22 protein-coding genes, 2 tRNA genes and 2 rRNA genes are annotated in these 26,029 nt (G+C 50.9%); 13 read left to right on the top strand and 13 right to left on the bottom strand.

From position 1 onward, the window contains the following. From HYQ67_RS06185 to dkgB, 4 genes are all read left to right on the top strand, one after another. Positions 1-91: ribosomal RNA gene (locus HYQ67_RS06185) — 23S ribosomal RNA — on the top strand; the annotation flags it as partial. Between the two features lie 107 nt (positions 92-198). Beyond that, positions 199-314 (top strand): 5S ribosomal RNA (gene rrf / locus HYQ67_RS06180). Between the two features lie 57 nt (positions 315-371). After that, positions 372-448: transfer RNA gene (locus HYQ67_RS06175), tRNA-Asp, on the top strand. Between the two features lie 160 nt (positions 449-608). Further along, the gene (dkgB, locus tag HYQ67_RS06170; RefSeq protein WP_202302402.1) at positions 609-1,412 is read left to right on the top strand and encodes a 2,5-didehydrogluconate reductase DkgB; all 804 of its coding nucleotides are present in this window, start codon (positions 609-611) and stop codon (positions 1,410-1,412) included. A 6-nt stretch (positions 1,413-1,418) separates the two neighbouring features. On the opposite strand, the gene yafC is transcribed toward dkgB, so the two are convergent. Then, positions 1,419-2,321, bottom strand: coding sequence for a DNA-binding transcriptional regulator YafC (gene yafC, locus HYQ67_RS06165; protein WP_202302400.1), 903 nt, complete (start codon positions 2,319-2,321; stop codon positions 1,419-1,421). A gap of 104 nt (positions 2,322-2,425) precedes the next feature. Here yafC and HYQ67_RS06160 point away from each other — a divergent pair, with 104 nt between their 5' ends. The 3 genes from HYQ67_RS06160 (at position 2,426) to HYQ67_RS06150 (ending at position 5,391) form a co-directional block, all read left to right on the top strand. Then, positions 2,426-3,601, top strand: a complete 1,176-nt coding sequence (locus HYQ67_RS06160) for an MFS transporter (protein WP_202302398.1) — start codon at positions 2,426-2,428, stop codon at positions 3,599-3,601. Between the two features lie 147 nt (positions 3,602-3,748). Further along, positions 3,749-4,552 (top strand): endonuclease/exonuclease/phosphatase family protein, encoded by an 804-nt coding sequence (locus HYQ67_RS06155; RefSeq protein ID WP_202302396.1) that lies wholly within the window; start codon positions 3,749-3,751, stop codon positions 4,550-4,552. Positions 4,553-4,623: 71 nt separating this feature from the next. Next, entirely contained in the window at positions 4,624-5,391 is a 768-nt protein-coding gene (locus HYQ67_RS06150; protein ID WP_202302394.1) for a class I SAM-dependent methyltransferase, read from the top strand. A gap of 212 nt (positions 5,392-5,603) precedes the next feature. Here the strand turns inward: HYQ67_RS06150 and mltD are convergent, their stop codons facing one another. Next, a complete protein-coding gene (mltD, locus tag HYQ67_RS06145) occupies positions 5,604-6,974 on the bottom strand; it encodes a murein transglycosylase D (protein ID WP_202302392.1) in 1,371 nt (456 codons plus the stop codon). Between the two features lie 70 nt (positions 6,975-7,044). Continuing rightward, positions 7,045-7,800 carry a hydroxyacylglutathione hydrolase gene (gene gloB, locus HYQ67_RS06140; RefSeq protein WP_202302390.1) on the bottom strand — a complete coding sequence of 252 codons (756 nt, stop codon included), beginning with the start codon at positions 7,798-7,800 and terminating at the stop codon, positions 7,045-7,047. A gap of 37 nt (positions 7,801-7,837) precedes the next feature. Between gloB and HYQ67_RS06135 the strand changes: the two genes are divergently transcribed. Next, positions 7,838-8,602, top strand: coding sequence for a class I SAM-dependent methyltransferase (locus HYQ67_RS06135; protein ID WP_202302388.1), 765 nt, complete (start codon positions 7,838-7,840; stop codon positions 8,600-8,602). Here the strand turns inward: HYQ67_RS06135 and rnhA are convergent. Further along, positions 8,553-9,026, bottom strand: a complete 474-nt coding sequence (gene rnhA / locus HYQ67_RS06130; protein ID WP_237391107.1) for a ribonuclease HI — start codon at positions 9,024-9,026, stop codon at positions 8,553-8,555. The genes HYQ67_RS06135 and rnhA overlap by 50 nt on opposite strands. A gap of 52 nt (positions 9,027-9,078) precedes the next feature. Here rnhA and dnaQ point away from each other — a divergent pair, with 52 nt between their 5' ends. From dnaQ to HYQ67_RS06115, 3 genes are all read left to right on the top strand, one after another. Next, the gene (dnaQ, locus tag HYQ67_RS06125) at positions 9,079-9,816 is read left to right on the top strand and encodes a DNA polymerase III subunit epsilon (protein ID WP_202302384.1); all 738 of its coding nucleotides are present in this window, start codon (positions 9,079-9,081) and stop codon (positions 9,814-9,816) included. A gap of 125 nt (positions 9,817-9,941) precedes the next feature. Next, positions 9,942-10,018: transfer RNA gene (locus tag HYQ67_RS06120), tRNA-Asp, on the top strand. Between the two features lie 416 nt (positions 10,019-10,434). After that, a complete protein-coding gene (locus HYQ67_RS06115) occupies positions 10,435-11,727 on the top strand; it encodes a methyl-accepting chemotaxis protein (protein ID WP_202302382.1) in 1,293 nt (430 codons plus the stop codon). A 67-nt stretch (positions 11,728-11,794) separates the two neighbouring features. On the opposite strand, the gene HYQ67_RS24360 is transcribed toward HYQ67_RS06115, so the two are convergent. The 6 genes from HYQ67_RS24360 to HYQ67_RS06085 form a co-directional block, all read right to left on the bottom strand. Further along, the gene (locus HYQ67_RS24360) at positions 11,795-12,538 is read right to left on the bottom strand and encodes a hypothetical protein (protein ID WP_431355428.1); all 744 of its coding nucleotides are present in this window, start codon (positions 12,536-12,538) and stop codon (positions 11,795-11,797) included. A gap of 338 nt (positions 12,539-12,876) precedes the next feature. Further along, positions 12,877-14,445 (bottom strand): methyl-accepting chemotaxis protein, encoded by a 1,569-nt coding sequence (locus tag HYQ67_RS06105; protein WP_202302380.1) that lies wholly within the window; start codon positions 14,443-14,445, stop codon positions 12,877-12,879. Between the two features lie 329 nt (positions 14,446-14,774). Beyond that, positions 14,775-16,337 (bottom strand): methyl-accepting chemotaxis protein, encoded by a 1,563-nt coding sequence (locus tag HYQ67_RS06100; protein ID WP_202302378.1) that lies wholly within the window; start codon positions 16,335-16,337, stop codon positions 14,775-14,777. A gap of 492 nt (positions 16,338-16,829) precedes the next feature. Beyond that, complete coding sequence (locus HYQ67_RS24295; protein WP_202302376.1) at positions 16,830-18,356, bottom strand: diguanylate cyclase domain-containing protein; 1,527 nt, start codon at positions 18,354-18,356, stop codon at positions 16,830-16,832. Positions 18,357-18,713: 357 nt separating this feature from the next. Then, positions 18,714-20,282 (bottom strand): methyl-accepting chemotaxis protein, encoded by a 1,569-nt coding sequence (locus HYQ67_RS06090; RefSeq protein ID WP_202302374.1) that lies wholly within the window; start codon positions 20,280-20,282, stop codon positions 18,714-18,716. A 333-nt stretch (positions 20,283-20,615) separates the two neighbouring features. Continuing rightward, positions 20,616-22,106 carry an NCS1 family nucleobase:cation symporter-1 gene (locus HYQ67_RS06085; protein ID WP_202302372.1) on the bottom strand — a complete coding sequence of 497 codons (1,491 nt, stop codon included), beginning with the start codon at positions 22,104-22,106 and terminating at the stop codon, positions 20,616-20,618. Between the two features lie 222 nt (positions 22,107-22,328). On the opposite strand from HYQ67_RS06085, the gene HYQ67_RS06080 reads away from it, so the two are divergent. Both HYQ67_RS06080 and puuE read left to right on the top strand, forming a co-directional pair. Further along, positions 22,329-23,066 (top strand): aspartate/glutamate racemase family protein, encoded by a 738-nt coding sequence (locus HYQ67_RS06080; RefSeq protein ID WP_202302370.1) that lies wholly within the window; start codon positions 22,329-22,331, stop codon positions 23,064-23,066. A gap of 32 nt (positions 23,067-23,098) precedes the next feature. Beyond that, the gene (gene puuE / locus HYQ67_RS06075) at positions 23,099-24,058 is read left to right on the top strand and encodes an allantoinase PuuE (protein WP_202302368.1); all 960 of its coding nucleotides are present in this window, start codon (positions 23,099-23,101) and stop codon (positions 24,056-24,058) included. A gap of 24 nt (positions 24,059-24,082) precedes the next feature. On the opposite strand, the gene hpxZ is transcribed toward puuE, so the two are convergent. The 3 genes from hpxZ to hpxX are packed head-to-tail and all read right to left on the bottom strand — an operon-like array spanning position 24,083 to position 26,025. Beyond that, a complete protein-coding gene (gene hpxZ / locus HYQ67_RS06070) occupies positions 24,083-24,466 on the bottom strand; it encodes an oxalurate catabolism protein HpxZ (RefSeq protein ID WP_202302366.1) in 384 nt (127 codons plus the stop codon). Beyond that, on the bottom strand, positions 24,467-25,843 hold the full coding sequence (locus tag HYQ67_RS06065; RefSeq protein ID WP_202302364.1) for an AtzE family amidohydrolase: 1,377 nt from the start codon (positions 25,841-25,843) through the stop codon (positions 24,467-24,469). Then, complete coding sequence (gene hpxX / locus HYQ67_RS06060) at positions 25,840-26,025, bottom strand: oxalurate catabolism protein HpxX (RefSeq protein WP_202302362.1); 186 nt, start codon at positions 26,023-26,025, stop codon at positions 25,840-25,842. Before hpxX ends, HYQ67_RS06065 begins: the two co-directional genes overlap by 4 nt. Positions 26,026-26,029: the final 4 nt, after the last annotated feature.

Genomic DNA, 26,029 nt, shown 5'->3' with positions numbered 1-26,029 from the left:
ACGTTGAAGACTACGACGTTGATAGGCTGGGTGTGTAAGCGTAGCGATACGTTGAGCTAACCAGTACTAATGATCCGTGAGGCTTAACCTTACAACACCGAAGGTGTTTTGGTGAGAGAGATTTAATTTTCAGCTGAATGTTCCAGATTTTAAGTTAATGGTTGCGTGAAAGCGTGACGGTTAACGAAACAGAATATGCCTGGCGGCACTAGCGCGGTGGTCCCACCTGACCCCATGCCGAACTCAGAAGTGAAACGCCGTAGCGCCGATGGTAGTGTGGGGTCTCCCCATGCGAGAGTAGGGAACTGCCAGGCTCCAAATTCAAAGCAGTAAAAGCCAGAGTGACATCTGGTGGTTGTAAGAAATTCGGTGGAGCGGTAGTTCAGTCGGTTAGAATACCTGCCTGTCACGCAGGGGGTCGCGGGTTCGAGTCCCGTCCGTTCCGCCACTTATTAAGCCCTGAGTCTTAGACTCAGGGCTTTTTTCTTGTCTGAAATTCAGAGATTGTTGCTTTTTACGCAAATATCTTCTGCATTTACCTCTCTTTTTCAGCATAATTTCTGCCTGCATAATCCTCGTATTGCAAACACATATTAACGAGGTAAGTCATGACCATCCCTGCATTTGGTTTAGGTACGTTTCGCTTAAAAGACGACGTGGTAATCGCATCGGTTAAAACGGCGCTGGAACTCGGCTATCGCACGATCGATACCGCTCAGATTTATGATAACGAAGCGGCTGTTGGGCAGGCGTTAGAAGAGAGCGGGGTAGCGCGTAGCGATCTGTTTATCACAACGAAGATCTGGATCGAAAACCTTAGCAAAGACAAGCTGATAGCAAGCCTTAAGGAAAGTCTTAGCAAGCTGCGCACTGATTACGTCGACCTGACTTTGATCCATTGGCCATCGCCTCGAGATGCCGTGCCGGTGGCAGAATTCATGCAGGCTTTACTGGAAGCGAAGAAAGAAGGGCTGACCCGCCAGATTGGGATCTCTAACTTCACCATCGAGCTGATGCAGCAGGCTATTGACGCTGTAGGAGCAGAAAATATTGCGACCAACCAGATTGAGCTGTCTCCTTATCTGCAGAACGGCAAAGTAGTGCAGTGGGCGAAAGATCGCGGTATCCATATCACCTCTTATATGACGCTTGCTTACGGCAAAGCATTAAAGGACGAAGTGATAGCTGCCATTGCGCAGAAGCATAACGCGACTCCAGCTCAGGTCATTCTTTCCTGGGCGATGGCGCTGGGTTACGCGGTGATCCCGTCATCAACGAAGCGTGAAAATCTGCAAAGTAACATGAAAGCGCAGTCGTTGAAGTTGCAGCACGAGGATATGGCAGCCATTGCTAAGCTGGACTGTAATGACCGCCTGGTCAGCCCGGAAGGACTGGCACCTGAGTGGGATTAAGATAAATTACAGCCCCTTCGGGGGCTGTTTCACGTGTTCACTCAGAAAGTCGATAAATGCCCTGATGCGCGTGCTGACGGCCCGGTCGCTATAATAGACTGCGCTGAATGGCATCTCCACCGGCAGCAGTTTATCCGCCAGCAGCTCGACAAATTTCCCCTCAGCAATCTCCTGATTAATCATATAGTCAGAGAGACAGGCAATTCCGTTCCCGTTCAGACAAAGTTGTTTCAGCGTCTCCCCGCTGTTTGACGTGATGCCCGGTGTGATGTCATAAAGCTGCCCGTCACTTTGCGCAACTGGCCAGCGGTTCAGACTGGCCGTTTCTGAAAATCCCAGGCAGATATGATCCTTAAGATCCTCAGCGCGGGTCGGCATACCGTACTCTGCCAGATATTCAGGCGAGGCGATCAATTTGCGAAAACTGGCAAAAAGCGGCTTCGCTCGCAGGCTCGAATCCGTCAGCGTGCCGGCCCGAATAGCGACATCAACCTTACGTTCAATCAGATTGATGAATGTTTCTGATGAAACCAATGACAGTGTCATTTCCGGATACCGCTCGCGGAACGGTTTAATTAAGGGCATTAACAGGTGCAGCATAACGGGCGTGGCCGCATCAATACGCAGCAGTCCGCGTGGTGTCTGCCGTGTTTCCATCAGCTCATTTTCCGCCGCCGCCATCTCCTGCAAAATCTGCTGCACGCGGCGGAAATAGCGCTCACCTTCTTCCGTCAGGCTCAGCTGTCGGGTCGTGCGGTTCAGTAGGCTGACCCCTAATTTCATTTCAAGTTTTTTTACGGCACGGCTGACGGCGGAATTCGCCAGGTCCAGCTGCTCCGCTGCCCGGCTGAAGCTACCGCTTTCCACAACGGCAACGAATATCGCCAGTTCTTCTGAGGTCGCCTTCATTATTGCTCCTGGGGCAAAATTCTATTGAGATTTTGCATATTTTTGTTATTTAACCATCTCGCCATACTACGTGTCATCAAAAGACACCTGCTATGGAGTAAATTATGCCACTCGCTCTTCTGGCACTGACTATCAGTGCGTTCGCTATCGGTACAACAGAGTTCGTTATTGTTGGCCTGGTGCCAACCATCGCTGAACAACTTGCTATTTCGCTACCTTCCGCCGGGCTATTAGTTTCAATATATGCGCTCGGCGTTGCCGTTGGGGCGCCTGTCTTAACCGCACTCACAGGTAAGCTGCCTCGCAAACAACTGCTGATTGGTCTGATGGTGCTGTTCACCGCGGGAAATCTGTTAGCCTGGCTGTCACCGAACTACGAGACGTTAGTTATCGCGCGCTTGCTGACCGGTCTGGCACACGGCGTGTTCTTTTCAATCGGCTCCACTATTGCCACAAGCCTGGTCCCGAAAGAAAAAGCAGCGTCCGCTATTGCCATCATGTTTGGCGGGCTGACCGTTGCACTGGTGACGGGCGTTCCGCTGGGCACATTTATTGGTCAGCACTTCGGCTGGCGCGAAACCTTCCTGGCCGTTTCAGCCATCGGTGTCATTGCGCTGATCGCCAGCACGATCCTGATCCCGAATAACATCCCAACCCGTGCCGTAGCGAGCATTAAAGAGCAGATCAAAGTCCTGACGCACCCTCGTTTACTGATTATCTATGCTATCACCGCGTTAGGTTATGGTGGCGTATTCACCGCATTTACCTTCCTGGCACCGATGATGCAGGATCTTGCGGGTTACTCTCCCGCTGCAGTCAGCTGGATCCTGCTGGGGTATGGCATTTCCGTGGCTATCGGGAATATCTGGGGCGGTAAGCTTGCCGATCGCCACGGCGCGGTGCCAGCTCTGAAGTTTATTTTTGCTGCGCTTGCCGCTCTGCTGCTCGTCTTCCAGTTCACCGTAACTTCGCACATTGCTGCTTTGCTCACCGTTCTGGTGATGGGTGTGTTCGCCTTCGGGAACGTACCGGGTCTGCAGGTCTATGTCGTACAGAAAGCGGAAGAGTACACGCCTAACGCAGTAGATGTTGCATCTGGTCTTAACATTGCCGCCTTTAACGTCGGGATTGCATTAGGCTCAATCATTGGCGGACAGACGGTGCAAAGCTTCGGTCTGGCGCAGACCCCATGGATTGGCGCAGTGATTGTCGCTGGGGCGCTGCTGTTAATTGGGCTTAGTGGTCGTCTCGATAAACGTACAGAGGTTGCCATCGGCTAAAAGAATGAATCAGAGCGCGTGCATTTTGTTACGCTCTGATTCATCGATGGTTTGAATTGTTCATTGAAACTCTCCGTTAAAGTCCCTATAACTGAAAGACCGCCCTGCGTCTCAAGGGCTTCCGGTTACAGAGGTCATCAGTCAAACGTGCGTAAAAATACCTATGCCATGCGATATGTCGCCGGTCAGCCAGCAGAACGCATTCTGCCGCCTGGCTCGTTTGCAAGCATAGGTCAGGCCTTACCGCCCGGTGAGCCGTTACCGACGGATGGCGTGCTGCGCGTACTGGTCTGGAATATCTTCAAGCAGCAGCGGGCCGAATGGCTTTCGGTGCTGCAAAACTTTGGTAAAGATGCCCACCTTGTCCTGTTACAGGAGGCGCAGACCACGCCGGAGCTGGTGAGATTCGCAACCAGTAACTATCTGGCTGCCGATCAGGTTCCGGCCTTTGTGTTACCACAGCATCCCTCTGGCGTCATGACGCTCTCTGCCGCACACCCTGTCTATTGCTGCCCTTTGCGCGAGCGGGAACCTATTCTTCGCTTATCGAAGTCCGCGCTGGTCACGGTTTATCCTTTGCCGGATGGTCGTTTGCTGATGGTAGTAAATATTCATGCCGTGAATTTTAGCCTTGGGGTAGATGTTTACAGCAAGCAGCTCGGGCCGATTGGCGATCAGATTGGCCACCACAACGGACCGGTGATCATGGCCGGTGATTTCAACGCCTGGAGCCGCCCGCGCATGAACGCGCTGTACCGCTTTGCCAGGGAGATGTCTCTGCGCGAAGTGCGCTTCACCGACGATCATCGCCGTAAAGCTTTTGGTCGCCCGCTGGATTTTGTTTTTTATCGTGGTTTTAACGTTACGGAAGCATCTGTGCTGGTGACCCGAGCGTCCGACCACAACCCTCTACTAGTCGAATTTCGTCCCGGCAAACCTGAGCTGAAGTAAGGTTAGTCAGGTCTGCCGTTGGGCAGACCCGTGTGCTGCCCTTTTAATCACTCAAACGCAAGGACAATACGATGGCAACACAATCCCACCACGACAAAGTTGATCAGCAGTTTGGTTCTCAGGCCAGTGCCTATCTGACAAGCGCCGTGCACGCTTTTGGGCGCGATTTAGAGCGTCTGGGCGACCGTCTGACGGCATTCTCTCATGCAAAGCTGCTGGACTTAGGATGCGGGGCAGGGCATGCCAGCTTCATTGCCGCAGCGCATGTGAAAGACGTGGTTGCCTATGATCTCTCCGATCAAATGTTAGCTGTGGTGAATGAGGCTGCACAAACACGGGGTATCTCTAACCTGACAACCCAACAAGGTTACGCGGAAGTTTTACCGTTCGATGATGGCTCCTTTGACGTTGTTATCAGCCGCTATTCGGCGCACCACTGGCATGATGTGGGTAAAGCGCTGCGTGAGGTCCGTCGCATACTGAAGCCCGGTGGTACGGCAATCTTTATGGATGTGATGTCCCCAGGCCACCCGGTACTGGATATCTGGTTGCAAACGGTAGAAGCGCTGCGGGATACCTCCCATGTTCGTAACTACTCCAGCGGTGAATGGCTGAGCTTGTTTAACGAAGCGGGTCTGAGCACGCAAAACCTGCTGTGTGACCGTCTGAGCCTGGAATTTACTAGCTGGATCGCAAGAATGAGAACTCCACCGGTACTGGCAAATGCAATTCGAGCCTATCAGCAAAGTGCGTCAGATGAGGTCCAGCGTTACTTTGAGCTGGGAGAAGAGGGGTCGTTTACCAGTGATATTGTGATGCTGGAAGCGAAGAAGGTGTAATCGAACAATAAAAAAGGCACCTGTTAAGGTGCCTCAGACTGATGACAAACCTAAAGCGAACGAATTTCGCAAAGATCTCACCGAATAAATAACAAGGAAAATCAATTCATTGATTTTCGCCTGCTGACCACAAAGAAGGAAAAACCACGCTTTTTCCTTCTTTGTCAGCAATCTAAGGCACCTGTTAAGGTGCCTTTTTCTTTAGATAACAATCAGGTATCTGGTGTCGCATTATTGCTGACAAACAGCGTTAGCTGGTCGCCAGGCTTCAGGTTGTCGGTATCGTCGTTCCAGCGCAGAACATCCTTGATGTTCACGCCGTGACGTTTTGCAATACTCGACAGGGAGTCACCCTTACGCACCTTGTAGGTGATGCTATCGTTTTTAGCTAAACGCTCGCCGCCATTTTTAACGCTGAGCGTCTGGCCAACTTTGATGTGCGCGCCTCGAATGCCGTTCCAGCTTTGCAAATCTTTCGTGCTTACGCCTAAACGTGAAGCAATGCCTGACAGGGTGTCCCCTGAGCGCACTTTATAAGATTTGTTGCTACCTGCATTTCTACGGTTGTCAGCGACAAGCGTAGGCTGCACGGCTGCAATTTCACCGGAAGCCAGAGAAGCTTTAAGCTGGCGGGCATGTTTCTTTGGCACCATCACATAACGCTGATTTTTGCCCACGGTAGAGGTTTTCACCCCGGCATTGAAGGCTTTCAACGTCGAAAGTGACATACCCGTCATCTCGGCGACCTGACTTAGCTGTACCGGATTAGAAACTTCAACCTGTGCCAGCGCGCGGCTTTCGTCTGACGTTGGCAAACGAACCCCGTACTTTTGGTTATTCTTAAGAATTTCGCTCAAGGCTAACATTTTAGGTACGTAGATTTTAGTTTCACGCGGCAGTGAAAGTGACCAGAAGTCCGTTGGTTTCCCTCGGGCTTTGTTCGCTTTAATGGCGTTCATCACACGGCCTTCACCGCTGTTGTACGCCGCTACCGTGAGTAGCCAGTCACCATCAAACATCTTGTTCAGACGCTGCATCATATCCAGCGCAGCAGTGGTGGAAGCCACTACGTCACGGCGTGCATCGTACGATTTGGTCTGCTTCAGACCATAGTTCCGCCCCGTACTTGGAATAATCTGCCAAATGCCAGCGGCATTTGCGCCAGAGGTCGCGTGGGGGTCAAAAGCGCTCTCCACTATGGGTAGCAGTACCAGTTCCATCGGCATGTTACGTTTCTTAACTTGCCCGGTAATCCAGTACATATACGGCTCTGCCCGTAATGTTACATCGTGGAGATAGCTCTTATTTCTTAGGTATTTCTGTTTCTGTTCGCGGATCCGGCTGTTTTCCGGTATCCCCATCTTTTGCTCGTCGCCGATGAAGTCCCACAGGTTCTGATCTTGCGCGAGGAATGTCCCATCGTCCATCCATCGCGTCGAGTTCGCTCGACCAGTGTACTTTCCTGCTTCACCTTGACCAGCTGCAGACAGACTCTGTGCATGCTGTTGGATGTTAGCGTCATGCCTTGACGCCTGGCACCCCACAAGCAGGACAGTGGCGAGTAATATCGCTTTTGCCTTCATGTGTGTGTCAATGGTTGCTTAAAAGACGAGCAAGAATACAGTTGCCCGCCCAACAACACAACCAGAATATTCAGAAGCTATCTTTCTTTGCCCTCAACCATGCAAATACCTGCTCTGGTTGTTGCAAACTTGTTTCTTTTTGTATTATATCTTTTAAATCAGCATCTTCCGTTCTCAGAAAAAGATTAATACCCCGCTCTATTTGCAACGTTGTCGGTAAAGTAGCGTGGTTTTTTAGGCGTAACTCCTTCACTTCTCGGTAATATCGGATTAATACCTGATCCTCAGGTAAAATACTTAAGGCAAATTTGATGTTTGATTCCGTGTATTCATGAGCACAACAAACCAAAGTTTCTTGAGGTAACTTGTTAAGCTTCTGAAAAGATTCATACATCTGTTTTGGTGTGCCTTCAAATAGCCGTCCACAGCCGCCAGAAAACAGCGTGTCGCCGCAGAAAAGATAAGGGAAACTGAAATAGCACAAATGGCCCAAAGTGTGACCCGGTGTAGCAATAACACTAAATTCACACTCTAAAATATTGACCTTATCTCCTTCCCTGACTACCCGGTTCGTTCCCTTATCTTGTGTCTCCTCAGGCCCATATACCACAAGGCCTGGGAAGGTTTGCAGAAGTTCTTTCACACCGCCAACATGGTCGTGGTGATGGTGTGTCAGCAGAATGGCCTCCGGCTGCCAGTTGTTTTTTGCGATCGCGTTTAGCACCGGTGCGGCTTCCCCAGGATCGACGATAATGCATTTACCCGCCTCGTCGTTAAGAACCCAGATGTAGTTGTCCTGGAAGGCGGGAATACTGTTAAGATTCATAATTCAACCTCTCGGCGATAGAAACAGGAAGGTAGTGATGAAACCGGCAAGGATACCTGAAAATTTCACTTCACCGCATCATTGGGGGCAGTTGCCCTGGGGGGAGTACTACCGGGAAGCGCTGGAAAAGCAGCTGCAACCCTGGCTTGCTAAAATGTTTGGTTTTCATTTACTCAAGATAGGCAATCTCAGCGCGGAAATCGACACAAGCGGCTGCGCTATTTCCCATCAGGTGAATGTTGCCCAACAGGGATCGCTGCTGCAGGTTAATGCCGATCCGCTGCATTTACCCTTCGCTTCTAAATCGGTGGACGCTTGTTTGCTGGCCCATACGCTGCCCTGGTGTCAGGATCCACATGGTTTATTGCGTGAGGCCGATCGGATACTTATCGACGACGGCTGGCTTATCATCAGTAGCTTCAACCCGGTGAGCATACTGGGCCTGGGCAAAGCCATGCCGTTTCTGCGTAAGCGCAGCCCTTATAACAGCCGCATGTTTACGCCAATGCGTCAGTTTGACTGGCTTTCCCTGCTGAATTTTGAAGTGATGCACCAGCGCGGGTTTCAGGTTCTGCCGTGGCACAAGCAGGGCGGGAGAATGCTCAGTACGCATCTGCCCGCACTGGGGTGCATGCACGTCATCGTGGCGCGTAAGCGGACGCTTCCCCTTACGCTGAACCCGATGAAAAGCCGCAAAGCTAAAACGCAGATTCGCTCAGCCGTGGGAGCAACCCGGCAATACCGGGAGGTGGCTAAGCCTTCGCATCCGGCAGGTAGCCAACATCCTCAAGAGTTGGATTAGAGGCTGCCTCACGGGCCAGTTCGTCGCAGCGTTCGTTCTCTGGGTGGCCCGCGTGGCCTTTGACCCACTCCCAGCTGATGGTATGTTTGCCCAAAGCAGCGTCCAGACGCTGCCACAGGTCGACATTCTTCACCGGCTTTTTATCTGCCGTTTTCCAGCCGCGCTTTTTCCAGTTGTGTATCCACTGGGTGATCCCCTGGCGTACGTACTGGCTGTCGGTGCTGAGCACGATATCGCAAGGTTCGATTAACGCCTCCAGCGCAACGATGGCCGCCATCATTTCCATCCGGTTGTTAGTCGTCAGGCGATAGCCAACGCTAAAAATCTTTTCATGCTGTTTGTACCGTAAAATGGCACCATATCCACCTGGCCCGGGATTGCCGAGGCAAGACCCATCGGTGAAAATTTCTACCTGTTTCCGCATCTCTGGTAGACTTCCTGTGAGTAAAAATTCAAGTCTGACATAAACGAGCGCTATGAGCACAGCAATTACACGACAGATTGTCCTCGATACAGAAACCACCGGTATGAACCAGATCGGTGCTCACTACGAAGGCCATCGAATTATTGAGATTGGTGCGGTGGAGGTGATCAACCGCCGCCTGACCGGCAATAACTTCCACGTATACCTGAAGCCCGATCGGCTGGTGGACCCGGAAGCGTTTGGCGTGCATGGGATTGCCGATGAATTCCTCGCGGATAAACCGACCTTTGATCAGGTCGCGGATTCGTTTATGGATTACATCCGTGGGGCAGAGCTTGTCATCCATAACGCCTCGTTTGATATCGGCTTTATGGATTATGAGTTCAGCAAGCTTAAGCGTGATATTCCTAAAACCGATACCTTCTGTAAAGTCACCGATACCCTGGCGCTGGCGCGTAAAATGTTCCCCGGCAAGCGCAACAGCCTCGATGCTCTCTGCTCTCGCTATGAAATAGACAACAGTAAACGTACGCTGCACGGCGCATTACTCGATGCCCAGATCCTTGCTGACGTCTATCTGATGATGACCGGCGGCCAGACGTCGCTTAAGTTTTCTATGGAAGGTGATATTCAGCAGAAGCAGGGCGGGGATGGCATCCAGCGTGTTGTGCGCAGCGCTGCAGGTTTGCGCGTCATTCAGGCAAGTGATGAAGAAGTCGCTGCCCATGAATCACGTCTGGATCTGGTGATGAAAAAAGGCGGTAGCTGCCTGTGGCGCGCTGAAAGCTGAATAAATGAGTTAAAAATCAGCATTCAGTTTGTTTTTACGGCAAATGATTCAATTTATAAGAAAAACCATTGACGCCCGGCGGGGCAATCCGTAATATTCGCTTCGTTCCCGACGGGGGACAATGCGGAGCGGTAGTTCAGTCGGTTAGAATACCTGCCTGTCACGCAGGGGGTCGCGGGTTCGAGTCCCGTCCGTTCCGCCACTATTCAGGGCCACGTTATTTATAACGTGGCCCTTTTTGCGTTTCTGTACTCAGCGTTACCCGGCACTTCTGCTTTTTTTCCAAATCCGTAAAAAACCTCCCGGTACAGGCTTTATTCCGCATTATGTTAGTGGGGATTATTTTTTAATATCCCTTTTTATCAGCATAATCCTTCGCGGTATAAGATAAAACACTCAAAAAATCCTTCTGGAATAAACCTAATCAGAATGTTACGTTTTGGTTAAAGTTAATGGTTGGAGTGCCGATATTCTATCCGGGTATTTGAAAAATGACTTCATATAATTTGGGTGAACAAGTTTAAAGTACAAGTATATGAAAAGAATGAGTGCGAACTTTAAATTTACTAAATTGTAGAATTTATAATTTAGAATTTAATATACATGGAGCTGTAGCTTATGTTGTCAAAATTTAGTGGCTTATCCTGTCGGAGTAAATTTTCTGCTCTTGAACATGCTGTGCCGATGATTTTCTTCACTCCACACGGGATTATATCGGACGCGAATGAACACTTTTTGAAAGGTATAGGCTATAAACTTAATGAGATCGTCGGTAAACATCACAGTATGCTTTGCGATCCCGCTTATGTCTCCAGTATCGCCTATAAACAACATTGGCACGATCTTAATCAAGGCAAGCCTGTTAGTGGAAACATCAAGCGAATTCGCAAGGATGGCAGTGAGATTTGGCTTGAGGCGACTTATACCCCAATACTGAATCGCCAGAAGAAGGTGATTGGTATTGTCAAAATAGCTAATGATGTGACGGCTCGTATTAGTGAATCTCAGGAACATAAGGGATTCTTACATGCTATCGACCGCTCAATGGCTTTGATTACGTTCAGCCCGGATGGTGAAATTCTCACCGCAAATGAAAATTTTCTTAACGTAATGGGATATCAACTTCATGAGGTGCAGGGAAAGCAGCATTCAATGTTATGTCCACCTGAATTTCGCCAGTCCAGCGCCTATCACAATCACTGGCAGGGGCTGAAAAACGGTGAGTATGTCGCAGGGCGCTTTGAACGAGTCAATAGTCGTGGCGATGTTATCTGGCTTGAAGCGAGCTATAACCCGGTACTAGACAGCGATGGTCGGGTGATCAAGGTACTTAAAATTGGCCAGGATATCACTGAACAGATGGCACAGCAGCGCCGTGAGACTGAACTCATGGACAACGTACACAGTATGTCGTTAACCACTGATAAGCATGCCGCTGAGGGTATCAATATTGTTCATCAGGCTGTGGAAGGGCTGCAAAGAGTTGAGGCCAGGGCAAGAGAAACATCGCACATAGTGACTGAGCTTGGCGAACATTCCGAACGCATTGTGGCTATGGTGGATGATATTCGTCGCATCTCCTCTCAAACCAATCTGTTGGCCCTCAATGCCTCTATTGAGGCCGCCCATGCCGGAGAGCGTGGCCGTGGATTTGCGGTTGTCGCGGCTGAGGTTCGTTCGTTAGCTGAACAGTCAGGGAAAGCGGCAGTTGAGATTGAGGAGCTGACAAGAGATATCCGCGACGGCGTATCATCAGCTATTGATGGGATGGATGTTTGCGTCGAGGAGTCTAGCGTAGGCGTGACGCTTGCTCAGAATGCCGGGCAGCTAATTAATGAGGTGAACGTCGATATTCAAGGCGTGGTTCATATCATGACTGACTTTAACCGCCTAAAAAATCGCACAGCATAAACATGCTAATGGCTGGACGGTCTGGTCCAGCCATTTCTTATTTATCTGAAATTTGACAAAATTATAGTTATTCAGTCACGCTGCTTTTAACACTTTCTGCGCCAGTTTTGGTGCTGTCCCATGCCTGAGTTGTTGTCTCTTTAGTCGCATCCCAGGCCTTCTGGCTGCCTTCCTTAGTGCTGCTTACGGCTTTCGCCGTGCCTTCTTTGGTTTTATCCCATGCCTTCTGGCTGCCTTCTTTAGTGCTGCTTACGGCTTTCGCCGTGCCTTCTTTGGTAGCATCCCAGGCCTTCTGGCTGCCTTCCTTAGTGCTGCTTACGGCTTTCGCCGTGCCTTCTTTGGTTTTATCCCATGCCTTCTGGCTGCCTTCTTTAGTGCTGCTTACGGCTTTCGCCGTGCCTTCTTTGGTAGCATCCCATGCCTTCTGGCTGCCTTCCTTAGTGCTGCTTACGGCTTTCGCCGTGCCTTCTTTGGTTTTATCCCAGAGCTTCTGGCTGCCTTCTTTGGTGCTGTTAACGGCTTTTTCAGTGCCTTCTTTAGTCGCATCCCAGGCTTTCTGGCTGCCTTCTTTGGTGCTGTTCCAGGCTTTTTGCCCATCCAGCTTTAATTTGTCAGTGGCAGAACCGTCGCTCTGCGCTTCGGTCATCGCTTCCTGAGTGCGGTTTTCAGTCTGCTGCAGTTTTTCTTTTGCTGTATCTGCACCAGCGTGGGCTGCACTAACCGTTTCATCTGTGGCGTGCTGCATTTCACCCGCAGCCATAGCGCCAGTAGTCATAAAGATGAGTGACATTGCGATTGCTGTCTTTTTCATTTGAATTTCCTTTTTTCAGAGTCCAGTCGCAACTCTATTTTCTCTGTATGCAACCTACAATGTAAAAAGTCTTAATTTTAGTGTGGGTTAACAATCAGTGAATTAGTACACGATGTGGGCCGATAAATTATCTGTCTGGATGCGCTATTAACTTTAAGTGGTTGCCGTGTTCTTGTGATAACGTCAAACGGTTAGAAAAAATAATTTGCCAATAATTTATTTTCATTGAAGGAAAGTGTTTTCAATATCATAAATTTTACATTATTGAATTTGATATTATTAAATATATAAAGCCAGTCATGTTCATGACCGGCTTTATAACGATAACTCAGAACATTTTAGTACCCGGGACTGAGTTTAAAGGTCGAAACAGCGCGAGCCAGCAGATTGGCCTGGCCCTCTACGCCTTGCGCAGTGGCAGCCACTTCTTCCACCAACGCTGCATTTTGCTGGGTAACTTCATCCATCTGGGTAATGGCTACCCGGATCTGTTCGACGCCACGGTTCTGTTCTTCGGAAGCCTGCGCGATGTTCTCCATCATGGCGTTCGCTTTACCTACCGCCGAGCTGATATCGATAATCACCTTGCTTGTTTTGTCCGCAAGCTCTGTCCCTTCTTCGATATACTGCGTCGATTCGTTAATCAGCGTGCTGATCTCTTTGGCCGAGTCGGTACAACGTTTTGCGAGGTTACGAACTTCTCCTGCGACAACCGCAAATCCGCGGCCGGACTGTCCAGCTCGGGCGGCTTCTACCGCTGCATTCAGGGCGAGAATGTTGGTCTGGAACGCAATGCCGTCGATAACGCTGATGATATCCACCATTTTTTGTGCGCTCTGGGTGATGACGGTCATCTTCTCCATCATCCCCTGCATCTGGACTTCACCTTCAGCAGCGATGGTCGCCGTCTGCTGGAACATCGTCGACGCATGGCGGGCGTTATCAGTATTCTGTTTTACGGTTGAAGAAATCTGTTCCATGCTGGCCGCCGTTTCAACGACCGCCGCCGCCTGCTGCTCGGTGCGGCTGGACAGATCGCCATTGCCGCAGGCGATCTCCTGGGTGCCAATGTTGATGGATTCTGCGCCCTGGCGAATGCTGGTCACGGTTTCCTTCAGCCCGGCCTGCATCTGCTGCAAAGATTCGCATAGCAAACCTATTTCGTTGCGATTTTCTACGTGAATATCGCCGGTGAGGTCACCTTGACCGATCTCGTCAAAATGGCGGGCAACGGTTTGCAGAGGACGAACCAGCATTTTGCGCAGCCAGAGGAAAGTGGCGATGAACAGAACGATAGCCAGGACCAGCAGAGCAGACATGACGGCCACGGCGATGTGATAAGAGTGGTTTGCTTTGTGGACAAATTCAGCCACCCGGGCCTGTGTAGCTGTAATATAGGAAAGATATTCCTTATTCCACTCCTCGCGAGCTCTCAGCGAGTCGGCTTTGTTTCCGGTTACTATTTGTTTGAATGTCTGTGGATCGTGAGAAGTCGTCAGGCTTTCTGCATTTTTTCTTATTGCAGCAGCCTCCAGTTTATAGGCTTTATGCATCCTTTCACCAATCTCAGGAAAGGTGTGAGACAGGCCAGGGATGGAGACATAAATAGCGAATTGTTTATCGGCTGTACTCAGCTCAGTCTGAATTGCGCGCTGCGCTTTTTGAAGATCGTAACTTTCCTGATGAATTTCTGCCTGCGAGGCAGCGTTAAAGATCGTGCGCGCCCGGACAAAGGCATCGCTGGCCAGGTTCAATGCTTTCTGCTCATTAGTATTGTAATCAAGTTTTTGCAGAAAGACGTTATTGACCTGAAGGAAGTGCAATCCCAATCCGCAGGCTAAAATTAACATCAACGTAAAGGCTGCAATGATGCTGACCAGCCCCACGCTTATTTTTAAGTTTTTCAAACCCTGCTCCTGTATCGATGTTTAAAAATAAACTTTTCCCTAAAGCAGTTATCGGCAAAGCTGAGCCAGGCATCACTTAATAAAAGTAAGGTTATGTAAATCGATTATGAAACAGAACGATCTGCTGTGAATTTAATAACAAAGGGGCTCCTGCCAGTCTTATCGTACTGTTTAACTGAAACTTTAAAATGAACTGCCTGATTTTTAGCTAAAAATAGATAAGGTGTCCGCTCGAAAAATAGGGTGTCCGCTCGAAAAATAGGGTGTCAGAGATTAAAAGATCAACCGCATGAATACGGTCGATCTTATTATTAGCGACTCAGCGTATTTTAGTATCCCGGGCTGAGCTTAAAGGTTGAAACAGCGCGAGCCAGCAGATTAGCCTGGCCTTCCACACCCTGCGCCGTGACAGCTACTTCTTCTACCAGCGCCGCATTTTGTTGAGTAACTTCATCCATCTGGGTAATGGCTACCCGGATCTGTTCGACGCCACGGTTCTGTTCTTCGGAAGCCTGCGCGATGTTCTCCATCATGGCGTTCGCTTTACCTACCGCCGAGCTGATGTCGATAATCACCTTGCTTGTTTTGTCCGCAAGCTCTGTCCCTTCCTCGATGTACTGCGTCGATTCGTTAATCAGCGTGCTGATCTCCTTGGCTGAGTCGGTACAACGTTTTGCGAGGTTACGAACTTCTCCTGCGACAACCGCAAATCCGCGGCCGGACTGGCCAGCACGGGCGGCCTCCACTGCCGCATTCAGGGCGAGAATGTTGGTCTGGAACGCAATGCCGTCAATAACGCTGATGATATCAACCATTTTCTGCGCGCTCTGGCTGATGACGGTCATCTTCTCCATCATTCCCTGCATCTGGACTTCACCTTCAGCAGCGACGGATGCCGTCTCCTGGAACATATTCGACGCATGGCGGGCATTGTCGGTATTCAGTTTTACGGTCGAGGAGATTTGCTCCATGCTGGCCGCCGTTTCAACGACTGCCGCCGCCTGCTGCTCGGTGCGGCTGGACAGATCGCCATTGCCACTGGCTATCTCCTGGGTGCCAATATTGATAGATTCAGCGCCCTGGCGAATGCTGGTCACCGTCTCTCTGAGACCGGCCTGCATCTGCTGTAACGCTTCACACAGCAGACCTATCTCGTTGTGGTTTTCAACATGAATCGTGCCGGTGAGATCGCCTTTACCGATCTCGTCAAAATGCATAGCCACGGTTTGCAGAGGACGCACCAGGATTTTGCGCAGCCAGAGGTGGGTAGTGAAGAAAAGAATAATGGCAACAGCCAGCATTACAGACATCATCACCACTGCAAAATGATATGATCTGTTACTCTGTTCGACAGTCTTGTCGAGGCTAGCCTGGGTAGCGCCGATGTATTCCTGATACACCTTCTCCCAGTTTTGACTTGTTTTCTTCGTTGTCGCGACGCTATTGATGACAATCTGTCGTAAAGTTTCAGCATCCGCGGTCAGACTGCCCACATTCTTTGTCAGCGTCGCTTTTTGTTGGTCAAAAGCCTTTTGCATCCTCAACCCTAGTTCGGGATAAGTCTGATCGAGACCTGGGATTTTTAAGTAATTACCGAATTGTTCGTCAGCAATGCGCAATACAGCCTGAGTTTCAGCCTGCGCTTTAGGAATATCAACATGCTCCTGATGAATTTTCGCCTGTGCAGCGCTGTTAATGAGTGCACGAGCACGGACAAAAGCATTGCGAGTCAGGTTCAACGCTTTTTGCTCATTAGCATTATTGTTCAGTTTTTTTAGATCTTGATTATTGTTCTTAAGAAAATAGAGTCCAAGCCCGCTGGACAACATCAGCATCATTGTAAATACAGCAATGACGCTGATTAACCCCACGCTAATTTTTAAGTTTTTCAAACCGTTCTCCTTGTGAACTCTGCACGATAAATCTTTTATCCTTTATGGGTATCGGCAGGTTTAGTTTTAAAATGAGACATAACAGGGAATAAAGTGTGAATGGGGATCTTTTTGCAGTTATTAACTTTTTATTTGCAATAAGGTTTGTTTTTGTTTTTCGCAGTGCAGGTGGGGCGTAGAGTGTAGTTGATAGTACTGGGTAGATAATGTTCAATAAGACGCGAAGAGGATGAGTTTATCATCAATTTGTTTAAAACAATATTTAAGATGGTTAAATTAAAGAGAATGTTCTGAAAGGAGGGCATGTATAAACAAGTCTTTGACTAATTCGCCTGCTGTTGGCAGAGATTTTTCCTCTCTTTACTTATGCATGATGTGCTGAACCTAACGCCATGAATAAAATTTTACAAAACGTAATGGGGACTACCTCTATGTCTGAGCTTAAAAAGCCAACTCGAATGAGATGGCATTTGTAATGCGTTCGAAAATAATTCAGGGTTCGCTTAATATTTTGTTCTTTCCGGACTCTTTGGCCGTATACATTAATTTATCCGCAGCTTCGATCAGCTGCTCAGCGCTCTTCTCACCTTTCCAGCTAACCAGGCCACCGCTAAAGGTCACGTACAGCTCGCTTTCTCGCCACGTCCTGTTTCCGACATCCTCCAGCCACAGCTCCATGAGTTTTAAGCTGTATTCATGCTTCTCCCCGGGGAACAATATGACAAACTCTTCTCCACCGTAGCGGTAGATTTGGTTTTTCTGACCAAGAATATTTTCCCCCGCTTTCACAACATATTGAAGCACGATATCACCCGTTGCATGACCCCAACTGTCATTGATTTTCTTAAAGTTATCGACATCAATGATCGCCAGCTGAAACAGCTTCCCTTGCTTCATAAATTCGGTGATGTCTTCGCTAAATTTTCGGCGTGTTCCGGCAAGCGTCAGGGGATCGACGGAGGCAATTTTTTTTGCATTGGTGAGCTGCTGGTACTTCGTTGAAACGGTGTCAGAGAGCATCTCAAAGCTACTGTTCTGATGGCCATCATCAAGACCATTGGCTTTCATATAGACGAGATTGATAAAGTTTATCAGATAGCTTCGGCACAGGAAGATACCGATGATATATAAAATAAAGCACACCAAGCAGATTAAAATTAATATTTTGTAGCGCGCGGTGAATAACTCCTCGTAGGCATGAGCCGGAATAATAGTAAAACCAACCCAATCAGGGTTGTTATAGGCATGATAAAAAATCATGTCGCCGCTTTGTCTGTCGATAAAATGGCCGGTTAAATTTTGGGCTCTTTTCAACCATTCAGCTTCTACCGTACGAGAAAAGACCGCGCTTTTATTTGATGACATAATCACATGGCCACCGCTGTCGGCAACAATATATTCCCCGGAGAACGGGGTGATTTTTGATTTCAAAATATCACTGGATTCATCACCATTGATGCCAACTGTAATATTGCCGATGGTTTTTGCATTCTCATCGAGCAGGTTTTTGGTTGCTATAAGTACCGGGTTAGTGCGTTGGATAGCTTTATCAGTAACCGTTACCATAGTCGTGGAAAACAAGATGTTATCTTTCGCGACAGCTTTGGGATACCACGATTGCTCACTGGCTAAAAAAGAGTCAAAAGGAATGTCCGGGTAGGATTTAAATTTATCTTCAGTAGAGGAAATGACAATGGCGATAAAGTAAGGGCTGGACATCATTGCATTCTTTATCAATCCACTCATGAGTGGATTGTTACCAGCAATGTAGCTATCAACGCTGGCTTTGGTTCTAAATCCATTCTGCGTCAGCGAGTTCAGAGAACGCCTGATTTCCCGGATGGGGATTTCAATGCAGCCTATGGAAGTGTTGTCATCGAAGCGCTGAACGGTGGTCAGAAACGAGTCGCGAATCATCGAATGCGTATAGAAAAACGTCAGGCCCGTTAGCACGATAAAGGGAATAAGCATCATACCCATCAACATTGTGAATACATTAGCGCTACTTCTTTTTTGCACAAATATGTCCTCTATCTGAATAGTGTTGTTAACTGCTTTAATTTTATTTATGGCATGGATGGTGGACTTCCCTTTATCCATCAAGTTATCGGCAGGAGTAATTTGAATCATGATGGGTAAAAAGTAAGAGAATATTAATAGATGACAAAAACAACGTGGCTAAAACGACAGGGATGACTGAGATGAGAGGTATTATCACGTTAAGTGATCATGTGTTTTGAGTGTTTGCGGTCATTGACAATAATAACGAAAGGTTCTGAGCCGTTGCTTGTCGATTTCATTTCTTAGTGGGTTTTTCTCTTATTTCAAAAAGCCAGCCATTAAAATGACTGGCTTATATTTATTACTCCGCGAGTTTTAGTATCCCGGGCTGAGCTTAAAGGTTGAAACAGCGCGGGCCAGCAGGTTAGCCTGGCCTTCCACACCCTGCGCCGTGACGGCCACTTCTTCTACCAGCGCCGCATTTTGCTGGGTAACTTCATCCATCTGGGTAATGGCTACCCGGATCTGTTCAACGCCGCGGTTCTGTTCTTCGGAAGCCTGAGCGATGTTCTCCATCATGGCGTTCGCTTTACCTACTGCCGAGCTGATATCGACAATGACCTTGCTTGTTTTGTCCGCAAGCTCCGTCCCTTCCACAATGTACTGCGTAGACTCATTAATCAGCGTGCTGATCTCTTTAGCCGAGTCGGTACAACGTTTTGCGAGGTTGCGAACTTCTCCTGCGACAACGGCAAACCCACGTCCGGACTGTCCAGCACGGGCGGCTTCTACCGCGGCATTCAGGGCGAGAATGTTGGTCTGGAAGGCAATGCCGTCGATAACGCTGATGATATCAACCATTTTCTGCGCGCTCTGGCTGATGACGGTCATCTTCTCCATCATCCCCTGCATCTGGACTTCACCTTCAGCAGCGACGGATGCCGTCTCCTGGAACATATTCGACGCATGGCGGGCATTGTCGGTATTCAGTTTCACGGTCGAGGAGATCTGCTCCATGCTGGCCGCCGTTTCAACGACCGCCGCCGCCTGCTGCTCGGTGCGGCTGGACAGATCGCCATTGCCGCTGGCGATTTCCTGGGTGCCAATATTGATAGATTCCGCCCCCTGGCGAATGTTGGTCACCGTCTCCCTTAGCCCAGCCTGCATCTGCTGTAACGCCTCACACAGCAGACCTATCTCGTTGTGGTTTTCAACATGAATCGTGCCGGTGAGATCGCCTTTACCGATCTCGTCAAAATGCATAGCCACGGTTTGCAGAGGACGCACCAGGATTTTGCGCAGCCAGAAGTGGGCAATAATAAACAGCAGAACGGCCACGCCCAGCAGAAGCGACATGACTAACACTGCGATAGTATAGGATTTGTTACTTTGTCTGACGATATTATCCAGCGTCGCCTGGGTGGCGATGATGTAAGACTTATACTCTTTATCCCAGACTGCTCGTGTTTTCATCCGGTCCGGGGTTGTTGCGATCAGTGATTGATTGAATCCCTCAGCGTTATCATAAGCCGTCAGACTTTCTGCACTACTCCTCATCATGGCAGCCATATTGTCATGTGCCTTTTGCATCCTGTCACCAATCTCTGGATGCGTATTAGAGAGTCCGGGTATTTTTAAGAAAATACCAAATTCACGGGATGCATTGCGCTGTGCGTCCAGCATGCCCGTTTGCAATTTCTGGATATTAACGTTTTCATGATGAATGATTGCCTGTGAGGCCTTATCAAAGAAGCCGCGTCCGCGGGCGAAGGCATCACGGGTTGCGTTCAGCGCCTTTTGCTCATTCGCGTTGATGTGCAGTTTTTCCAGATCGTTATTATTCGTTTTAAGGAAATACAACCCCATTCCACTGGCCAGCACCAGCATCAACGTAAAGATAGCTAAGATAGTCACTAGCCCTACGCTTATTTTCAAATTTTTCAATCCCTTCTCCTGTGCAAATTTTTCATAATCGATATTTTAATTTTTGTAGTTATCGGCAGGCGTGCCGGAGACTGTAATTGAAGGGCGGTAACTGATGACTAAAAACGGAGGAAATGAGGTGATTGTCTTTATATTTGCACCAGGGCGGATGAATATAATGTCTTGGGGGGTGGCTGAATGAATAATATATCTGTCAGATCGCCTGGATTATACATTTAATGCAGATTATTTAAATATTGTTTTTAGAGTGGTTGTGTTTATAAGGTTGGTATTTAATGTCCAATAAAAAAGGCCTGAACCAGCGATGATTCAGACCTTAATTTAATCGGTGATTTACTCTTTCCCCACGGCTACCTCGCCGTGATAGCTCGTAACCTCGCTCACTTTCTCTGCTCGAGCCAGCCAGCGGTAGCAGCCCGCGCTCATAAACGCGCCGATAAACCAGCTGAAGTTTGCTATTTCGTGCAGGGAGGGGATGAAGCTTATCGTCAGACAGACCGCGACGGACGGCACCAGCGCAATAATCGCCTTCGGATTAAACCCGCCTTTATACCAGTAGCGCCCCTGCGGCGTGTCATTAAACAGTTCGTCCACGTACACCTTGCTGCGCTTGATGATGTAGAAATCCGTCAGCAGAATGCCGAACAGCGGCCCGATGAACGACCCGAGCACGTCCAGGGTGTAGTGAATCAGCTCCGGGGACTGGAACAGGTTCCACGGCGTAAGCAGCACGGAGCCAACGGCGGCAATCATTCCGCCGGTACGGAAGCTGATTTTTTGCGGCGAACAGTTAGAGAAATCAAAAGCCGGGGAAACAAAGTTTGCCACGATATTAATACCGATTGTCGCGGTGATCATGGTCAGCAGGCCAATCGCCATTGCCAGGCTGTTGCCTACGTGGCTGACGGTTTCAATCGGGTCGGTGATCATCCTGCCAAACAGCGACTGCGTGCCGGAGACAATGACCACGGTTACAATCGAGAACAGCAGGAAGTTAAACGGCAGCCCCCAGCGGTTGCCCCGGCGGATCTCCTTCATACTTTTGCCGTAGCGGGAGAAGTCGCCGAAGTTGAGCAGCGGGCCGGAGAAGTAGGAGACAACCAGCGCGGTCGCCGTCAGCATCTGCCAGGCCTGTTCGCCGGAGGTGAGCTGCTTGCTGGCAAGCGTGAAGGAGATGCCGTCAAAACCGGTCTGGTACAGGATCCAGCCCGCCAGCGCCATCATTACCACGTAGACCGCAGGTCCGGCGATATCGATAAAGCGCTTAATCGCGTTCATACCGTGCCAGAACACCATCGCCTGCAGCACCCACATAATGCCGAAGCAGATCCAGCCCAGATGCGACAGGCCGAGGAAATGCCCACTGGTCATCGGTGCCAGCGACGGCCAGAACTTCAGCATCACCAGCATCAGGGCGTTCGCCGCCAGATAAGTTTGAATACCGTACCAGGCAAAGGCGATAAGCCCGCGGATCACCGCCGGAATATTCGCACCGAACACGCCGAAGGCCTGGCGGCAAATCACCGCATAAGGCACGCCCGCCATCTGGCTGGGTTTGGCCACCAGGTTGGCGCACAGCTGCACGATGCAAATCCCCACCAGCAGGCAAAGCAGCACCTGCCAGCTTGCCAGCCCCAGCGTAAAGAAGCTGGCCGCGACGACGTAGCCGCCCATGCTGTGCACGTCGGACATCCAGAAAGAAAAAATATTGTACCAGGACCAGCTCTGATTGCGCGTCGGCGCCAGATCTTCATTACACAGGCGCGGGCTGTAGCCGGCGTTAGGGTTATCGACCAGTGGCGTAGCGTGTTCAACGTTTGGCATGAAATCTGCTCCTTAAAAAACAGATGCTGACGGAATGTCTGCAACTTTTGTTGCATTAACCAGGCCAGGTTTCAGATTTCATGAATTAACGGGCCGTAGAGAGGCAGGCAGCGTCAGTTAAAGGTTGTATTGATGCATTCAATGCATTATCACGGTGCAAGTGCATAAACAAATGCCCGACGCTGGTGCTCATCGGCGGGCAAAAAACGACAAGGATCCAGCATGACGCAACATTTGATTCAGGTAATTAACCCCAATACCAGCGTGGCGATGACCCACACCATCGGCGAAGCGGCGCGCGGCGTGGCTGCATCCACCAGCAGGATTGTGGCCGTCTGCCCGACGCAGGGCGTGGAGTCTATAGAAGGGCATTTCGACGAGGCCATTGCGGCGGTAGGCGTACTGGAGCAAATCAAACTTGGCAAAGCGCAGGGCGCCAGCGGCCACGTCATCGCCTGCTTTGGCGACCCGGGCCTGCTGGCAGCGCGCGAGCTGGCAACCGGCCCCGTTATCGGCATTGCGGAAGCGGCTATGCATACCGCAACTTTGCTTGCGACACGTTTTTCCATTGTCACCACGTTGCCGCGCACGGTGATCATCGCCCGCCATTTATTACGGCAGTACGGCTTCGAACATCACTGCGCCGCGCTGCACGCCATCGATTTACCGGTGCTGGCCTTAGAAGATGGCACGGGTCTTGCTCAACAGAAGGTACGCGAGCGTTGCATCCAGGCCATGCGTGAAGATAACAGCGGGGCCATCGTGCTTGGCTGTGGGGGCATGGCAAACCTGGCGCAGGAGCTAACGGCAGAGCTGGGGATCCCGGTTATCGACGGCGTCACGGCGGCGGTAAAGATGGTGGAATCCCTTATCGCCCTCGGCTTTGGCACCAGCAAACACGGCGACCTCGCGTATCCCAATAAAAAGCCGCTATCAGGCTGTTTTGACATGCTGAGCTGAATTCCGGCTCGGCCCGAGCAAGGATACGAACCATGCAGGCTGTACCGAAAACCTACAACTTTACCGAGAACTACCCGCGCGACATGAAGGGCTACGGCGGGAAACCGCCTCACGCACAGTGGCCGGGCAAAGCGCGAATCGCTCTGCAGTTTGTCCTTAATTTTGAAGAGGGCGGGGAAAACCACGTTCTGCACGGCGACAGCGGCTCGGAGCAGTTCCTGTCCGACATTATTGGTGCGGCCAGCTTCCCCGATCGCCATATGTCGATGGATTCGCTCTATGAATACGGCTCCCGCGCGGGCTTCTGGCGTATCCACAATGAGTTTCAGAAGCGCGGGCTGACGATGACCGTTTTCGGGGTGGCGATGGCGCTGGCGCGTAACCCGGAAATTGTCTCCGCCATTAAAGTGGCCGACTACGATGTGGTCAGCCACGGCTGGCGCTGGATCCACTATCAGAACCTGGACGTCGCCACCGAGCGCCAGCACATGCATCAGGCGATTGAGATACTGGAAGATCTGTTCGGCAAGAAGCCGCTCGGCTGGTATACGGGCCGCGACAGCCCGAACACCCGCAGGCTGGTGGCGGAAAACGGCGGCTTTCTGTATGACAGCGATTATTACGGCGACGATTTGCCGTTCTGGAGCAGGGTAAACTGCGAAGACGGCTCGGTGAAACCCCATCTCGTCGTGCCCTACACGCTGGATGCTAACGACATGCGCTTCGCCACCGCGCAGGGTTTTAACACCGCCGAACAGTTCTATACCTATCTGAAAGACAGCTTTGACGTGCTGTACGAAGAGGGGGAAACCGCGCCGAAAATGATGTCGGTTGGCATGCACTGCCGCCTGCTGGGCCGCCCGGGGCGCTTCCGAGCGCTACAGCGCTTTCTGGACTACGTGCAGCAGTTCGACGACGTGTGGATTTGCCGCCGTCAGGAGATCGCCGAACACTGGGTGAAAACCCACCCAGCAAGTTTACAGGGTGGATAAGCGGTAGCGCCATCCACCGCTGGATCAGGCCATCAGACTGACATGCGCCGCCACGATGCGCCAGCCGTACGGGAACTTCACCCAGGTCTGCATCTGGCGGCCAATTTTTTCGCTGCCGTCGCGGGAGAACTCGGTGCTGGCCACCGCCATATCATCGCCGTAGGTGGTGATAGTGGTGTTATCCAGCAGCCTCTCCAGCCCCTGGGACGGGCGGGCATTGCGGAAAGCCCGGATCTGCTCAATGCCGTATAAATTCTCGGATGCGCCGTAGCGCACGGTGCGGGCATCGTCCCAGAAAAGCTCGTCGAGCACGGCGATATCATTGCTGATCAACGCCTGCTCGTAGCGGTAAAACGCCGCTCGGACTTCATTGAGGATCGCCGGGCGGTCGATATTGTCACGCATCATTTAATTTACCTTCACGTCCACTATTCCCTGCATTTCGAGCAGTCGTGCGGCCTGCAAACAGACATCCTCGCGCCACGGAGCGGCGATGAGCTGTACGCCAATCGGCAGGCCGCTGGCGGTGCGTAACGGTACGCTGACCACCGGCAATCCCAGAAATGAAATTGGCTGGGCAAGCATTCCCATGCTGGCTTTCACGGGCAGATCTGCGCCGTTGATGCGCATCGTCTGCTGCCCTTTTAGCGTTGCGCAACAGGGCGTGGCGGGGGCGATAAGCACATCAAACTGGTCAAAGAGCGGCAGAGTCTGGTCGCGGAACCAGGCGCGGAAGCGCTGTGCCTGAGTGTACCACGCGGAGGGGGCCATAGCTCCGGCTAACAGACGCTCGCGGGAATTCAGCTCAAAGCGTTGCGGCTCCCGGCGTAACGCGGGCAGATAGTGGTTTCCTCCTTCGGCAGCGGTCAGCAAAAACGCCGCCGAGCGGGCAAGCTCTGCCTCGGGCAGCGTAATGCTTTCAGAGGCTTCGAGGGCACGGGCCACCGTGGCAACGGCGTTTCTGGCAGCATCGTCGCACCAGGTGTCGAAGAAGCCACCGAGCGCCGCGCACCGCAATCTTCCGACGTCATTTAGCTTCGCGGAGATTTTTTGCGCTGGCCGGCCAGACTGAAAATGGTCGCTGCTGTCCGCGCCCTGCAAAATGTCATAAACCAGCGCCAGGTCCTCCACGCTGCTCGCCAGCGGGCCGATGTGGTCGAGGCTTGCGACAAACGGCTGGCTGCCGCTGCGCGAAAGCCGCCCGAACGTCGGCTTCAGCCCGAACACGCCGCACAGGGACGCGGGAACGCGAATCGAGCCGTTGGTGTCGGTGCCGAGCGTAAAGCTGACCATGCCAGCCGCGACGGCTGCCGCCGAGCCGCCGGACGATCCTCCTGCTACCCTGCTGATATCCCGCGGATTGCTGGTCGCGTCGTAACGGCTGTTTTCGGTGGTGAAGCCGTAGGCATAGGCATCCATATTCAGCGCGCCAGCAAGCGTAGCCCCGGCTTCGTTAAGCCTGCGAACGGCAAAGGCATCTTTCGTGGCGGCGGGATCCGTGCTGAACAGCTCCGCCCCGGCAAGCGTTGTCACACCTTCGATATCGAAAAGATTTTTTACCGCGTAGGGCACGCCGGCCAGCGGCGGCAAAGCTTCTCCTTTAGCGCGCAGGCGGTCGATAATTGCAGCTTCGCGCAAAAGACGTTCCTGAGTGACGGCGGTAAAAGCATTGATCGTTGGATTAGCCTGTTCAACCGTTGCCAGCGTTTGCTGCGCCAGCTCGCCTGCGGAAAACTCACCCTTCGCCAGCCCCTGCTGGATTCCTTTAATCGACGGAAAATTCATAGCTTATAGACCCCCGCGACTTCCTGGCGCTGAGGGAGTTCGAAGGCCATCAGCGGGGCCGCCATGCCCGCCATGCGGGTCAGCTGCACCGCCAGCTCTTTGCGGCGTTCGTCATCCAGCGGCACTTCAAGCAGCTGCTCCATACAGAAGATGTACGTCGGCCAGTCAATTTCTTGTCTCATCTGC

It is taken from the genome of Dryocola clanedunensis subsp. sulfonylureivorans (assembly GCF_016756775.1).
GTDB classification, from domain to species: Bacteria; Pseudomonadota; Gammaproteobacteria; order Enterobacterales; family Enterobacteriaceae; genus Dryocola; species Dryocola clanedunensis.
Note: the sequence above shows the minus strand (reverse complement) of the source record. Positions and strands in the feature narration are given on the sequence as shown.